The sequence below is a fragment of the Corynebacterium sp. KPL2861 genome, from assembly GCF_040225475.1.
Classification (GTDB): Bacteria; Actinomycetota; Actinomycetes; order Mycobacteriales; family Mycobacteriaceae; genus Corynebacterium.
The window spans coordinates 46,700-59,707 of the sequence record NZ_JBEHFW010000004.1; the positions used below are offsets into that span (position 1 = coordinate 46,700).

The 13,008-nt window shown below is 60.1% G+C and carries 13 protein-coding genes and 3 tRNA genes; 8 read left to right on the top strand and 8 right to left on the bottom strand.

The annotated features are described in order from the left end of the window. Positions 1-10: 10 nt before the first annotated feature. The 3 genes from ABRP84_RS04175 to bcp all read right to left on the bottom strand — a co-directional run bounded on the left by ABRP84_RS04175 (position 11) and on the right by bcp (position 2,171). Positions 11-997: an HNH endonuclease signature motif containing protein gene (locus tag ABRP84_RS04175; RefSeq protein ID WP_349852813.1), complete on the bottom strand. Its 987-nt coding sequence runs from the start codon at positions 995-997 to the stop codon at positions 11-13. Positions 998-1,081: 84 nt separating this feature from the next. Beyond that, positions 1,082-1,699, bottom strand: a complete 618-nt coding sequence (locus tag ABRP84_RS04180; protein ID WP_349852814.1) for a TetR/AcrR family transcriptional regulator — start codon at positions 1,697-1,699, stop codon at positions 1,082-1,084. A 4-nt stretch (positions 1,700-1,703) separates the two neighbouring features. Continuing rightward, a complete protein-coding gene (bcp, locus tag ABRP84_RS04185) occupies positions 1,704-2,171 on the bottom strand; it encodes a thioredoxin-dependent thiol peroxidase (RefSeq protein ID WP_284640178.1) in 468 nt (155 codons plus the stop codon). Positions 2,172-2,268: 97 nt separating this feature from the next. On the opposite strand from bcp, the gene ABRP84_RS04190 reads away from it, so the two are divergent. From ABRP84_RS04190 to ABRP84_RS04210, 5 genes are all read left to right on the top strand, one after another. After that, entirely contained in the window at positions 2,269-2,547 is a 279-nt protein-coding gene (locus tag ABRP84_RS04190; protein WP_239269889.1) for a DUF3618 domain-containing protein, read from the top strand. Between the two features lie 59 nt (positions 2,548-2,606). Beyond that, the gene (locus ABRP84_RS04195; RefSeq protein WP_239269888.1) at positions 2,607-3,884 is read left to right on the top strand and encodes a glutaminase; all 1,278 of its coding nucleotides are present in this window, start codon (positions 2,607-2,609) and stop codon (positions 3,882-3,884) included. A gap of 83 nt (positions 3,885-3,967) precedes the next feature. Continuing rightward, on the top strand, positions 3,968-5,137 hold the full coding sequence (locus tag ABRP84_RS04200) for an ABC transporter substrate-binding protein (protein ID WP_349852815.1): 1,170 nt from the start codon (positions 3,968-3,970) through the stop codon (positions 5,135-5,137). Beyond that, positions 5,137-6,192 carry a FecCD family ABC transporter permease gene (locus tag ABRP84_RS04205; RefSeq protein ID WP_349852816.1) on the top strand — a complete coding sequence of 352 codons (1,056 nt, stop codon included), beginning with the start codon at positions 5,137-5,139 and terminating at the stop codon, positions 6,190-6,192. Before ABRP84_RS04200 ends, ABRP84_RS04205 begins: the two co-directional genes overlap by 1 nt. Then, entirely contained in the window at positions 6,183-6,944 is a 762-nt protein-coding gene (locus ABRP84_RS04210; protein ID WP_349852817.1) for an ABC transporter ATP-binding protein, read from the top strand. The genes ABRP84_RS04205 and ABRP84_RS04210 overlap by 10 nt, the downstream gene beginning before the upstream one ends. A gap of 99 nt (positions 6,945-7,043) precedes the next feature. On the opposite strand, the gene ABRP84_RS04215 is transcribed toward ABRP84_RS04210, so the two are convergent. Beyond that, a tRNA-Lys gene (locus tag ABRP84_RS04215) sits at positions 7,044-7,116 on the bottom strand. Positions 7,117-7,324: 208 nt separating this feature from the next. Here ABRP84_RS04215 and ABRP84_RS04220 point away from each other — a divergent pair. Beyond that, complete coding sequence (locus ABRP84_RS04220; RefSeq protein WP_349852818.1) at positions 7,325-8,530, top strand: L,D-transpeptidase; 1,206 nt, start codon at positions 7,325-7,327, stop codon at positions 8,528-8,530. A 20-nt stretch (positions 8,531-8,550) separates the two neighbouring features. Beyond that, positions 8,551-9,495, top strand: a complete 945-nt coding sequence (locus ABRP84_RS04225; protein ID WP_502879783.1) for an MsnO8 family LLM class oxidoreductase — start codon at positions 8,551-8,553, stop codon at positions 9,493-9,495. Positions 9,496-9,523: 28 nt separating this feature from the next. On the opposite strand, the gene ABRP84_RS04230 is transcribed toward ABRP84_RS04225, so the two are convergent. Continuing rightward, a tRNA-His gene (locus ABRP84_RS04230) sits at positions 9,524-9,599 on the bottom strand. Between the two features lie 49 nt (positions 9,600-9,648). Beyond that, positions 9,649-10,290 carry an oligoribonuclease gene (gene orn / locus ABRP84_RS04235; RefSeq protein WP_349852820.1) on the bottom strand — a complete coding sequence of 214 codons (642 nt, stop codon included), beginning with the start codon at positions 10,288-10,290 and terminating at the stop codon, positions 9,649-9,651. Between the two features lie 160 nt (positions 10,291-10,450). On the opposite strand from orn, the gene ABRP84_RS04240 reads away from it, so the two are divergent. After that, positions 10,451-11,995 carry an alanine/glycine:cation symporter family protein gene (locus ABRP84_RS04240; protein WP_349852821.1) on the top strand — a complete coding sequence of 515 codons (1,545 nt, stop codon included), beginning with the start codon at positions 10,451-10,453 and terminating at the stop codon, positions 11,993-11,995. Here the strand turns inward: ABRP84_RS04240 and cmrA are convergent. Then, positions 11,992-12,792 (bottom strand): mycolate reductase, encoded by an 801-nt coding sequence (gene cmrA, locus ABRP84_RS04245; protein ID WP_349852822.1) that lies wholly within the window; start codon positions 12,790-12,792, stop codon positions 11,992-11,994. The two genes, ABRP84_RS04240 and cmrA, sit on opposite strands and share 4 nt — an antisense overlap. 121 nt (positions 12,793-12,913) lie before the next feature. Continuing rightward, positions 12,914-12,987 (bottom strand) — tRNA-Arg (locus ABRP84_RS04250). Positions 12,988-13,008 lie beyond the last annotated feature (21 nt).

Genomic DNA, 13,008 nt, shown 5'->3' on the forward strand with positions numbered 1-13,008 from the left:
TGAGGCAGCGCTAGCGGACCCAGCGAACCTTGCCGTTTACCCGGGCAAGGTGGCCGCGCAGGGGAGGGGCATTGGGATCGTCTTGGTTTACCCCGTTGTGGTACGGGCAGCACACCGTGAGGTTGTCCGCGTTGGTCATCCCACCGTGCTTCCACGCCTGCAGGTGGTGAATCTGAGACTTATCCGCCGGGTGATTGCACGGCGGCCACGGGCAGGTGGGGTTTTCGGCGGCGGCCATTAGTCGCTGCTTTTCCGAGGCAAAGCGCGAGGTCCGATACAGGTTGACCGGGCCCTTCACCGGGTGGATGAGCGTAGCTAGCCCGTGTTCGCTGAAGGTGCGCTCTACGAGCTGCGCGCCGGTAATGGTCGAGCCGTTGGTTAGCCGAAGCGTGACCTCATCGCCATCGCCATCTAAAATCTGATCCAGCGCGTTGAGCGGGATAATCACGTTCGTCGTGGTCTGTACCGTGGCAGCACCCTCGCCGCGGATGAGATCGCGGAAGGATGCGAGTGGGTTATCGGGGTCGAGGGCGGAATCAATATCCGCGAGGAAGGATGAGGGCGCGGTAATGCGCATCGTCCACGGGCCTTCCGGGCGGCGCAGGAGCTGTATGCCCTCGCGCGGTGGCTTGCGGCGCGGGCGCCATTCGCGCAGGCGCTTCTTTGCGAGCCGAATAATCTCAGAGGCCGGCCCGTGCTGTCGGCACAGCTCCACGCGCAGGTTCCATGCGGCACGTTTGGTGGCCGCGCGGGTGGCGTACTTCTCGATGAGCTTGAGCGTCACCAAGTCATGGTGGCGCGCCCCCGCGGTGGCGAGGCGCTGCTTGCGGCTAAAGGAAGTGGTGCCGAAATAAACCTCCGCTAGGCTGAGCAGTTCGCGGGCCTCGACATCCGGCAGGCCGAGCTCAACGAGGGCGCTTTCAGGCATGCCGTGGGCCTCGGCGAGGATATCCATCGCCGAGGAAATCTGGGTGGCATAGGCCTGCAGTGCGTTCATGCCTGCAAATTTAGGCGCCCGCTACCGCGGCGCCAATCGCGCCCAGCGCCCGCCTGTGGATAACTTGTATAAACGTCTACAAACTTATCCCGCGGCCACCGCAAAGAGATACGAAATCAGCATGCGCTTTAGCTCCATGACCACGGAATCGAACTTGTCTGGTTCGCCCGAAATAGCGTAATTGAGCAGCGAAACCACGGTGTGGATAAGGAAGCGCGCCAGCTCAATGCGTTGCGCATCGCTGTGCTCGGTGGCCAGCGGGCGGAGGATCTCGGCGAGCGGCTCCAAGAGCTGCAGCTCGGTATCGGCCGCCGTGGCCCGCGTCGCTGGGGTGGATTGGATGGCGTGCCAGACGGCGCGTCGGGAGGGGTCCTCGCGCCACATTCGCGCGAGGTGGTCGATGAATTCATCCAAGACATCCGGCCACTGCGGGGCTGGCACGAGGTGTGAAAAGCGCTCGATTTCGGCCAGGCTGGTAGCGGTATCTTGCCGGTCGAGCTCGCAAATGAGCACGTATTTATTGGCAAAGAACTGATACAGCGTGCCGATGGGAACCTCGGCGCGGTGGGCGACCTCATCGAAGGTGAAGGATTCGAAGCCGACATCGACAAGCACAGCGCGCGCCGCCTGCACAATGCGCTCAAAGCGCTCCCGGCTGCGCGCCTGCGCTGGCCGACGCCGCGGGACGAGGATCTCCTCCACCGGCTTACTCGAGGCCCTTCATCACGCGTGCGACGTGCCCGGTGGCCTTCACATTGTAGTGGGTCTGGCCGATGGTGCCATCCGGCTCCACGAGGAAGGTGGAACGGATAACGCCCTGGACTACCTTGCCGTAGTTCTTCTTCTCCCCAAAGGCGCCGTATGCGGTCATGACGGACTTATCTGGATCAGAAAGCAACGGGAAATTGAGATCGTGGTCATCGCGGAACTTCGCCAGCGCCTCGGGTTTATCGGGGGAGATGCCTACCACCGCGATATTGAGATCATTGAGCTCTTCTAGGGAATCGCGAAAATCGCAGGCTTCCTTGGTGCAGCCTGGAGTATTGGCGCGCGGGTAGAAGTACACCAGCACGCGCTGGCCTGCGTAATCGGAAAGGGAAACGGTGTTGCCGGTGGCATCGGCAAGCGAAAAAGCGGGGGCGGTATCTCCTACGTTCAAACGAGTTTCAGTCATGGACCCCACTTTACGTGCTCCCCAGCCTGCGCGGTGGAGACCCTGCACGGTAAGATAAGCTCGTTAAGAGCGAAACTTAAGCTAAGAGGAGAATTCCGTGGCACGCAATATTGAAGATATTCAACGCGATATCGAACGCACCCGGCGCCAGCTGGCTAGCACCCTGGATGAAATTGCGGATCGCAGCAAGCCGCAAAACCTCGTCGATGACGCCAAGGATGCCGCCACCGAAAAGTTGCAGGACCGCAACGTGCAGCTGGTACTCGGTGGCGTCGGCGCCGCCGTCGTTGGGCTGATTGCCTTTTCCGTGTTCCGCTCGCGTCGCCGCAAGAGCGACCTGAAGGAATTGCAGCGCCTGCTGTCTGAGCGCCACTAATTTTCCCCGCCTTACCCCCCACGCGCGCCGTGGGGGCTTTTTTCGTATGCTAGGTCGCGATGAAAACTCCAATTCCTTTTTATTTGCAGGAAATTTTGACTCGGGTGCGAGGAAATCGCAGCGGCGCGGTGGCGGACTATATTCCCGAGCTCGCGAAGGCGGAACCGGACTACCTCGGCGTGGCCATCTGCACCACGACGGGGCATGTGTATTCCGCCGGCGATGCTGAGGTGGAATTCACCCTGCAGTCCGTGTCGAAGCCTTTTGCGTATGCCCTAGCGCTGCAGGAGCTCGGTTTGGATGCGGTGCGCGAGATCGTCGGCATGGAACCGTCCGGCGAGGCCTTCAATGAGCTTTCGCTCAACCGCGATGATCACCGGCCGGTGAATCCGATGATTAATGCGGGCGCGATCGCGGTAACGCAGCTAATTAATGGCGTGGATTCGGATCCGGCCGAGCGCGTGGAACAGCTGCGCACCTACTTTTCGCGGCTGGCGGGCCGCGAGCTGAAACTCGATGAAAAGGTGCGCGATTCCGAGCTGCAGGTCTCTGATAGGAACCTGTCTTTGGCGCACATGCTGCGCAATTACGACATCATCCAGGACGAGGCCCACGATGCGGTTTCGACCTACGTGGAGCAGTGCTCGATTAAGGTCACGGTGCGCGACCTCGCCGTGATGTCTGCCACCTTGGCCAATGGTGGCACGCAGCCGGTGACGGGGGAGAAGATTCTTGATGCCGATGTCTGCCGCCTGACGCTTTCTGTCATGAGCTCTGCGGGCATGTACGACGGCGCTGGGCGCTGGATGGCCGAGGTTGGTATCCCGGCGAAATCCGGTGTTTCGGGCGGCCTGCTGGGAACCCTGCCTGGCCAATTGGGGGTAGCGACGTTTTCGCCGCGGCTTAACAAGGAGGGCAATTCCGTCCGTGGGGTGGATGCCTTGACCTTGCTCTCGAAGGATATGGGGCTGCACTTGATGTCCACAGATGAGCGCTACGGCGTGCACCCCGTGCGCAGGATGGAGACCGAGGATGATCTCACGGTGATCTTCCTGCAGGGGCTCATCAACTTCAACGCGGCGGAGACCATCTTGCATCAGCTCACCGAATGCGAATTTGGTGAGGGCACGGTGGTGCTGGAGCTATCCCATATCACCGGATCCAACCGGATGGGCCGGCGCATGCTGAAGGAAGGCCTCCGGCGCATCCGCGAGGCTGGTTTCGATATCGCCATCGTGGATCCGGACGGCGAATTGGAGGACCGTACCATGGCGGACGGCACTGAGGTACCCAAGGGTGAGCCGGAAGATTACGCAATCGCCGAGGAGGTAGTTTAGGTTTGGTTCACCTTACTTGGTTAAGCTAGGATAAGCTCGCACTTATCCTCAATTCGAGGAATCCGACTAACCAAGGACTCAAGATGGCATATAGATTCCCCAAGGTAATGGCCGTGGTGGCGGCCTCCGCCACCGCACTTGTAGGCTGCAGCACCGCCGAAGAAACAACCAACAACGGCGGCGGCAGCGACGATGCTGCCCTGTCCTTCACCGACCTCGCGGGCCGCGACGTAGAACTCGACAAGGCCCCCGAGCGTGTCCTGTTAGGCGAGGGCCGCTCCATTTTCGCCACCGGCATCCTCAATACCGAGGATCCGCTGGATAAGGTCGTAGGCATCGGATCCGATCTGAAGAAGAACGTGCCGGACTACTACAACGTCTTGGAAGAAAAGTTGCCCAAGGTCAATGAATTGCCGGAAATCGGCGGGTTCACCAAGGGCGATGTCACCGTGGAAAACCTGGTGAGCTTGGATCCAGACCTCATCGTGTTGTCCAAGGACCAGTACGACGCCTCGCAAGAGGCAGGCCTGACAGAGAAGATGGATCAGGCAGGCCTCAAGTACGCCGTGACCGATTTCCGCGCCAAGCCGCTGGAAAACACCACCAAGTCCATGGATATTTTCGGTGAGATCTTCGGTAAAGAAGAGCGCGCCAAGGAATTCAACAAAGAGTGGCAAGAAACCGTGGACCTGGTCAAGGAGCGTGCGGACAAGGTAAAGGACAAGCCCAAGACCTTCGTTTGGCGCGCGGCCGGTGTCTCGGACTGCTGTGGCTCGTGGAATGACTCCAATATCTCGCAGCTGGTCAACGTCGCCGGCGGCGAAAACGTGGCCGACGGCATCATCCCAGGCGAATCCGGTGCCCTGACCCCAGAAAAGGTCCTCGAGACTGACCCAGACATGGTGATTGCCACCGGCGGCGATTGGTCCGAAATGAAAGACGATGAGGGCAACCCCGTGGGCTACGCCGCGGTGGGCTATGGCATCGGTGAAGATGAGGCGGAGTCGAGCGTTACCAAGCTGCCGAGCCACCAGCCCGGTTTTGAGAACCTGCGCGCGGTCAAGGAACACAAACTGCACAGCATGTGGCACCAGTTCTACAACTCGCCGTTCAACTACCTGGCGCTGCTGCAGATCGCGGAATGGATCAACCCGGAGGCGTATGAGGATATGGACATCGACAAGCAGTGGATGCAAGCGCAAGAAAAGTACTCGCCGGTTGCTGGCGAGGGAACCTTCTTTAGCACGAATTAATGGTGAGCGCGGAGGTAGCTGCCCTTACGCAGCAACACAAGAAGCTCACCTGGCAGCGCATCAGCATCGTCGCGGGCCTGTGCCTCATTGCGGCGGTGGCGTTTGTGGTCAGCAACTTCGTTGGCGCCATCGACATCAGCCCCGGCGAGGTCATCAGGGGCATCGTAAATCCCTCGAGCCTGGATGACCAGACGCATACGGTGCTGTGGAAGCTGCGCTTGCCGATGGCCGTTATGGCCCTGCTCATCGGCGTCAGCCTCTCGCTGGCCGGCGCGGAGATGCAGACCATCTTGAATAACCCGCTGGCGGAGCCGTTTACCCTCGGTATTTCCGCCGCGGCGGCCTTCGGCGGCGCTAGTTCCATCGTGCTCAAGTGGCAGCTGCTAACCCAGCCGCAGTTCAACCTGGCGCTGGTGGCGTGGTTGTCTGCGGCGGTGGCGACGACGATCATCGTCGTGGCGGCCATTATCCGGGGTGCGAAAGCGGAGACCATGGTGCTGCTGGGCATTGGTTTGGTCTTTTTCTTCCAGGCCATGCTCGCGCTTATCCAGTACCAGTCTTCGGCCGAGGCGCTCCAGCAGATCGTCTTTTGGTCCATGGGTTCGCTCACCCGTGCCAACTGGGCCGCCAATGGCGTGCTCGCGGGCGTGCTGCTGGTCGCCCTGCCCATTTTGTGGGCGCTGTCGTGGCGGCTTACGGCCTTGCGGCTTGGCGATGCCCGCGCTGCCGCCATGGGCATTAATACCGCGCGGCTACGCGTGGTGGTGCTCATCGTGGTCTCCCTCGTGGCGGCAACGACGGTGGCCTTCGCCGGCATCATCGGCTTTATCGGCCTCGTGGGCCCGCACATCGCTCGTATGCTGGTGGGCGAGGACCAGCGCTATTTCGTGCCCGCCTCCATGGCCGCCGGCGCGGCCGTGATGTGTGCGGCGCACGCGGCAAGCCTGATGATTAAGCCGGGTCTGGCCATTCCGATTGGCATCGTGACCTCGCTTTTGGGCGTGCCGTTCTTTATCGCCATCGTGATGACTCGAAGGAGGGCGCTGTGGACGTAGAACTTACCCTGCGCGGTATAAGCGCAGCCTACGGCAAGCACACCGTGCTCGAAGCGGTAGACGTGGATACGCTGCAAGGCGGTCAACTGGTCGGCCTCTTAGGTCCCAACGCGTCCGGTAAAACCACGCTGATCAAGTCCCTTGCCGGCGTGCACCGCGGGTACAAGGGCGAGGTGGATTTCCTGGTGGGCGGCGAGAGCCCGCGGGGCAAGCGTCGCCGCCAGCTGATTGGCTACGTTCCGCAGGATCTGCCCAGTACCGCGGCGCTGCGGGCGTTTGAAACGGTGTTAATCGCGGCGCGTCGGGAAGCGTGCGAAGACCCGATTACCCGCACCGGCGAGGTGCTGCATGCGATGGGGCTGGATGACATTGCCTCGCGCTACCTCAACGAGCTATCTGGCGGCCAGCGTCAGCTCGTGGCCGTGGCGCAGATGCTGGTGGGCAATCCGGGGCTGATGCTCTTGGATGAGCCGACGTCCGCGCTCGACCTACATCGCCAGTTCTTCGTCCTCGAGGAGGTGCGCGAAAAGGCCAAGCGCGAGGGCAGCCTGGGGCTGGTGGCCATCCACGACATCAATTTAGCCGCGCGCATGTGCGACCAGCTGGTGGTGCTCAAATCGGGCCGCATTCGCGCCCAAGGCACGCCTGGAGACGTGCTCACGTGCGAGTTGGTGGAAAGCGTCTATGGGGTAGAGGCGGACATCGTGGAGCACCGCGGTGTTCCCGTCGTCGCGCCCCAACGCGTGAAATAAGCAAAGGCCGAGCGAAATGCTCGGCCTTTTTGCTAGCCTTGAATTGCAAGCTTTGGAAACAAAAAATCGCGAGGTATTTGCCTCGCGATTTCGCTTTTGTGCGCCATCAGGGAATCGAACCCCGAACCCACTGATTAAGAGTCAGTTGCTCTGCCAATTGAGCTAATGGCGCAGTGTTGACGTCCGGCCGTGTGGCTCTCTGTGCAACGAGTAGAAACTTTAGCACCCCGGTTGAAAAACTGTAAAATCGCCTGCTCATAGCGTATTTCTGGGGAGTATAACAGTTTGGATAACGGTGAGCTTGTTTCTGGTATTTGGGGTGGCAAGACGATAGTCTGGATTGGTCTTGAAAGAACTACTGTGTTTCTAAGGTCTACTTAGTGATTATTTCCCTCCCTAATTCCCGCCGCATTGCCGCTGCGAGCATTGCGTGCGTTTCCCTGGTAGTAGCTTCGTGCTCCGTTAATTCCACCGCTGAAAACCGCTCGGGAGAACAGGAATCTACCTCGAGCTCCGCAGAACAATCGGAGCAGAAAGAAAAGTCCAAGCTTTCCACCTCCGTGAAGGATGGGGCGCAGGATGTCGATCCATCCAAGCCCGTCACCGTGGAATCGACCACCGAGCTCAAGAGCGTGACCATGACCAATGAGCTGGACGTGGAAGTAGAAGAAAAGCTCTCTGAGGACGGCAAGAAGTGGACTACGGCTGAGGATCTTGGCTATAACCACACCTATTCCATCGTGGCCACTGATAAGGATGGCAATAAGAAGAACCTGAGCTTTTCCACCTCCCAGGCGGCGGGCGTCGCCCAAGTGGCGATGACTCCTATCCCAGGATCCGAGGTGGGCGTGGGCCAGGTAATCGGCGTCAATTTCGGTACCTATATCACCGACCGCAAGGCGGCAGAGGACACGATTACAGTCAAGACCAACCCAGAGGTGGAAGGCGCGTTCTACTGGGTGAATAACCAGGAAGTGCGGTGGCGCCCCAAGGAGTATTGGGAGCCGGGTACCAAGGTTGAGGTCAAGGTCGATCAGTACGGCAAGGATCTCGGTGGCGGAATCTACGGCGGGGAAAATACCTCGACGGATTTCACCATCGGGGATCGCACCATTGCGCTGGTGGATAATGCCACCAAGACCATGAAGGTCTACAAGAATAAGGAGCTCCTTCGCACCATCCCGGTATCGCTGGGTCGCGATTACCAATATGACACCCCGAATGGGCGCTACGTCATCGGCGATCAGCACCAGTCGCTGCTAATGGACTCTGAGACCTTCGGGTTGCCGCACGAAGCGGGCGGGTACAGCACCGAGGTGGACTGGGCTACCCAGATGTCTTATTCCGGTATCTACGTGCACTCCGCACCGTGGTCCGTGTGGGCTCAGGGTAATTCCAATACCTCCCACGGCTGCATCAACGTGACGCCGGAGGCCGCGCAGTGGTTCCAGAACACTGTCAAGCGCGGCGATGTCGTCCGCGTATTCAATACCTACGGCGAGACGCTCAGCCCCATGGACGGTTTGGGCGACTGGAATATGTCCTGGGAGGAATGGTCCAAGGGCAACGCGGACGCTAATCAATAATCCGCACAATTTTTAGGCGCATGGCTACAGTGGTGGCCATGCGCTTTTCTATTTTGGACCGCGGGGCGGCAGGCACACTCGATGGGGTAGCCGAGCATGCGCAGCATGTGGAGCGGCTGGGGTTTAAAAGGTTCTTCCTTGCCGAGCACCACGGGGTGCCGGGCATCCCCGCGGGCCAGCCGGGCATGTTGGCTGCGCACGTGGCGGCGCGCACGCAGTGCATTCGCGTGGGTACCGCAGGCATCATGGTGCTCAACCATCCACCGTTTCTGATTGCGGAACAAATCAACCTCTTGGAAGCTCTATACCCAGGCAGGATTGATATTGGGCTGGGCTCCTCGGTGGGCTTTACGGAGCCGGTGCGCAAGGCGCTGCGCCAGGGTGATCCGTTGGAGCTCAAGCCACAGTTCGAGAACGAGGTCGAGACCCTATTGCGGTACCTGCGCGGCGAGGAGGCGGTGACGGTGCGGCCCGAGTATGCGGGCACGCCCATCTATATCCTTGCGGGCTTCCGGTCGGTTGCGGTGGCCGCGCGGCTGGGCTTGGGCGTCATCCTGGGCGGGCCTGTAAAGATGCAGGAAAAGGCGGCGCGGCTCTACCGCGAGCATGCGCTTGCCGATGCCCCACCTATCATCTCCTCCCTCAATATCGCCGTAGCCGATACCGCGGACCAAGCGCGCGACCTTTTGCTGCCAGAGTCCTATGCAAAGGTCATGGCCCAGTCCACCGGGGAATTCGCGCCGCTTCGCCCGGCCCGCGAATTGGACCTGGAGGGGCTGACGAGCCAACAGCAGCGCCGCATCGACGAGACCCTGAGCCACGATATTTGGGGGACGGTGGAGGAAGTGGGGGAGGAACTGAGGGGCATCGGCAAGCGGCTGGGCGTCGAGGAGTTCCTGATTACAGGGGATATGCCGGATCTCGCCGGGAGGGCCCGCTCGGAGGGAATGGTGGTGGAGATATAAAAACTCCCGAGCGCGAGGCTCGGGAGTTTGGGGTGGCTGACGGGACTCGAACCCGCGACAACCAGGATCACAACCTGGTGCTCTACCAGCTGAACTACAGCCACCATCGTTGCGCGAAAGCAACGAGATATAGGTTAACTCACGCCGCGCAAATTACAAAAACGCCTGGTAATCGGCGGTTGTTTCGGCCTTGAGTTCCTCGGCTTCGGCGGAGGTTGGGCCTTCGTCGGTGCGAAAGACGCTGCGGCGATAAAAATCCAGCTCGCGAATGGACTCGATGATGTCCTGCAGCGCGCGGTGAGCCATGCCCTTATCGGGCTGGTTGTAGTAGGCGCGCGGGTGCCAGCGCCGGGCGAGCTCCTTGATGGTGGAGACGTCGATCATGCGGTAGTGCAGCGCCTCGTCCAGCCGCGGCATATAGGTGCGGATGAAGGTGCGGTCGGTGGCGATGGAATTGCCGGCCAGGGGCGCGGGGTGCTCGCAGTGCTCGGTGATAAGCGCCAGCACCGCGTCCTCGGCCTCGCGGATGGTCGTGGTGGACTGGCGGATTTCCTTATCGAGGCCGGAGTTTGCGTGCATCTCGGTGACGAAGGAATCCATTTGGGATAGTTCCTCTTCGGTAGCGTGGACGACAAGATCGATGCCTTTGCCAAGGATGTTGAGGTTGCCATCCGTGATGATGGCGGCCACCTCGACGATGACGTGGCGCTCGGGGTCGAGGCCGGTCATTTCCAGGTCGATCCACACGAGGCGATCATATTTTGCGGCGATTTCAGGGGAAGACATGCGTTCCATTCTAACCCCGGCTGGCCGGTCGCTTCGCACGGCCGATCCACGCCTCGCAAAGCAGAAAGAAAAATTTACCTATCGTTTTACCGACATGGGGAAGTGATTTGCGGCATACTTTCTATATCGTGCTTCACAAGGAAGGTGCGAATGACTAAGGAGTTTCTCGATGGCAAACTTTCTCGATGCCCTCAATTCCATAATTTGGTCGCCCGCCCTCGTGTTTTTGTGCTTGGGTGCGGGTGTTTATTTCACCGTGGTAACGCGGGGCCTGCAGGTCCGGTGCCTCCCGGATATGCTGCGACAAATTTCCAAAGGCGAAAAATCCGATGACGGTGTTTCTTCCTTCCAATCGCTGATGGTCTCGCTATCCGGCCGCGTGGGCGTGGGTAATATCGCCGGCGTGTCCACGGCCATTGCCTTCGGTGGCCCTGGTGCGGTGTTCTGGATGTGGGCGGTGGCGCTTTTGGGTTCGTCCACCTCTTTCATCGAGTGCACCCTGGCGCAGATTTATAAAGAAAAGGACCAGGACACCGGCGAGTACCGCGGTGGCCCGGCCTACTACATCGAAAAGGCATATAAGCACACCAAGGCCGCGCCATTCATGATGGTCTACGGCATCCTCTTTGCCATCGCCATGATTCTGGCGACCAGCTACTTCCTGCCCGGCATCCAGGCGAACGCCGTTGCCGCTGCGGCCGATACCGCGTGGGGCATTAACTCCACCTGGGCCGCGGTTGTCCTGGCCGGCATTTTGGCCGTCATCATTATCGGTGGTGTCAAGCGCATCGCTAACTTCGCCACCCTTGTCGTGCCGTTTATGGCCGTCATCTACATCGGCATATCCATCGTCGTGATGCTCATCAACTACTCGCAGATTCCAGAGGTCTTTGGCCTTATCTTTAAGTCTGCGTTCAACCTCGAGGCCGGGTTCTCCGGCATGCTGGGCGTGGCCATCATGTGGGGCGTTAAGCGCGGTATTTACTCCAACGAGGCCGGTCAGGGTACCGGCCCGCAGTCCGCTGCCGCCGCTGAGGTCTCCCACCCGGCCAAGCAGGGTTTCGTGCAGTCCTTCGCCGTGTACATCGACACCCTCTTCGTCTGCTCCGCTACGGCGTTCATGATCATTTCCACGGATATGTACACGGTCTTCCGTGGCGAATCCGAGGATGGCGAGGTTGTCTACCAAGGCTCGCTTCCCGATGACGTCGCGGTCGGCCCCGGCTTCGTCCAATCCGGCCTCGATAGCGTCTTTGCCGGTTGGGGCCCGACGTTTATCGCCGTGTCCATTGCCTTCTTCGCCTTTACCACCGTGCTGGCGTACTACTACATGTCCGAGGTCAACCTGACCTACTTCAACCGTTGGGTTAAGTCTCGCCCGATTCGCCGCGGCCTGGTGTGGGCGCTGCGCATCCTCATCATCGTTTCGGTCATCGTGGGTGCCACCACGACGCCGGGTTCTGCCTGGGCACTGGGCGATATCGGCGTGGGTACCACCGCATGGCTAAATATTATCGCCATCCTCTTCCTGCAGGTTCCGGCGCTTAAGGTCCTGAAGGACTACGAGAAGCAAAAGAAGGCGGGCAAGGATCCGGAATTCGACCCAGAAGCGGTGGGCATCAAGAATGCGGACTTCTGGGTGGACCGCAAAAACGCCCGCGCGGCGGCACAAGCAGCCGGGAGCCAAGCAGCCGGCAAGAATGCTGAAAGTTAACCCATCTGGGAATAAAAACGCCCGATAAGCGGCGCGATGACTGGGGTTGGCAACACCTTGCTGACCACGTTCATCGCCTTTGACAAGGGGCCAGGGACCACGCGGCGTTGGCCTTTTTGCATGGCCGCGATGGTCTCTTGGGAGCAGGACTCGTAGGTGGTCCACAGCGCATCGGGCACGACCTTATCCACGATGGTCTGGTCTTCCTCGGCGATGGTGGCCTCGCGCACCGGCCCAGGAGCTAGCAGGGTGCAGCTGATCCCAGAGCCCTTGAGCTCATAGTGCAGCGCCTCCGTAAACGCATTCACCCCGGCCTTGGTAAAGACGTAGGTCGCGTTATTGGGGATGGGGATATTGCCGGCCGTTGAGCCCACATTGCAAATGGCGCCCGTACGCCGCGGGAGCATGTGTTCCAGCGCGGCACGGGTCAGGCGGTGCACGACGGTGCCGTTTAAGGCGAACTGGGAGGTCTCGTAGCCCCAGTCCTGGTCCATGAAGGGCCCGAAGCTGGCGATGCCGGCGGAATTGACCAGGATGGAGACTTCCTTGGAGGAGATGGCATCAATGACCGCCTCGACCCCCTCATCAGTGGCCAAATCCGCGGGCAAGGCAATGGCCTCAATGTGGTGGCGGCGCTCAAGTTCTGTGGCGATGTCTTTCAGGATTTCGCCGCGCCGGGCAACGAGGATGACGTTATAGCCCATCGCCGCGAAATCGTGGGCCATCGCCTTGCCGATGCCCTGACTAGCGCCCGTAACCAGGGCGTAGGAGGTACGAGATGGTGCCGGAAGTGACATTGTCGAGCCTTTCGAAGGAGCCAGTTGCTAAAGACCCTAGCGTAGACAAAAAGCCGGCACGCTGCGAAAAAGTCTCGAGGCATCGTAGCTTAAAGGAACGATGTCTCGAGACTTCACACGGTGCCCCCAGCAGGATTCGAACCCGCGACACATGGGGTAGAAACCCACTGCTCTAATCCGCTGAGCTATGGGGGCTGGACAGCACACTCATATTAG

What these genes read in the sequence shown, in the direction of transcription:
- ABRP84_RS04175 (WP_349852813.1), bottom strand. Translation starts at nt 997, where the DNA reads ATGAACGCACTGCAGGCCTATGCCACCCAGATTTCCTCGGCGATGGAT.
- bcp (WP_284640178.1), bottom strand. Translation starts at nt 2,171, where the DNA reads ATGACTGAAACTCGTTTGAACGTAGGAGATACCGCCCCCGCTTTTTCG.
- ABRP84_RS04195 (WP_239269888.1), top strand. Translation starts at nt 2,607, where the DNA reads ATGAAAACTCCAATTCCTTTTTATTTGCAGGAAATTTTGACTCGGGTG.
- ABRP84_RS04200 (WP_349852815.1), top strand. Translation starts at nt 3,968, where the DNA reads ATGGCATATAGATTCCCCAAGGTAATGGCCGTGGTGGCGGCCTCCGCC.
- ABRP84_RS04205 (WP_349852816.1), top strand. Translation starts at nt 5,137, where the DNA reads ATGGTGAGCGCGGAGGTAGCTGCCCTTACGCAGCAACACAAGAAGCTC.
- ABRP84_RS04225 (WP_502879783.1), top strand. Translation starts at nt 8,551, where the DNA reads ATGGCTACAGTGGTGGCCATGCGCTTTTCTATTTTGGACCGCGGGGCG.
- orn (WP_349852820.1), bottom strand. Translation starts at nt 10,290, where the DNA reads ATGGAACGCATGTCTTCCCCTGAAATCGCCGCAAAATATGATCGCCTC.
- ABRP84_RS04240 (WP_349852821.1), top strand. Translation starts at nt 10,451, where the DNA reads ATGGCAAACTTTCTCGATGCCCTCAATTCCATAATTTGGTCGCCCGCC.
- cmrA (WP_349852822.1), bottom strand. Translation starts at nt 12,792, where the DNA reads ATGTCACTTCCGGCACCATCTCGTACCTCCTACGCCCTGGTTACGGGC.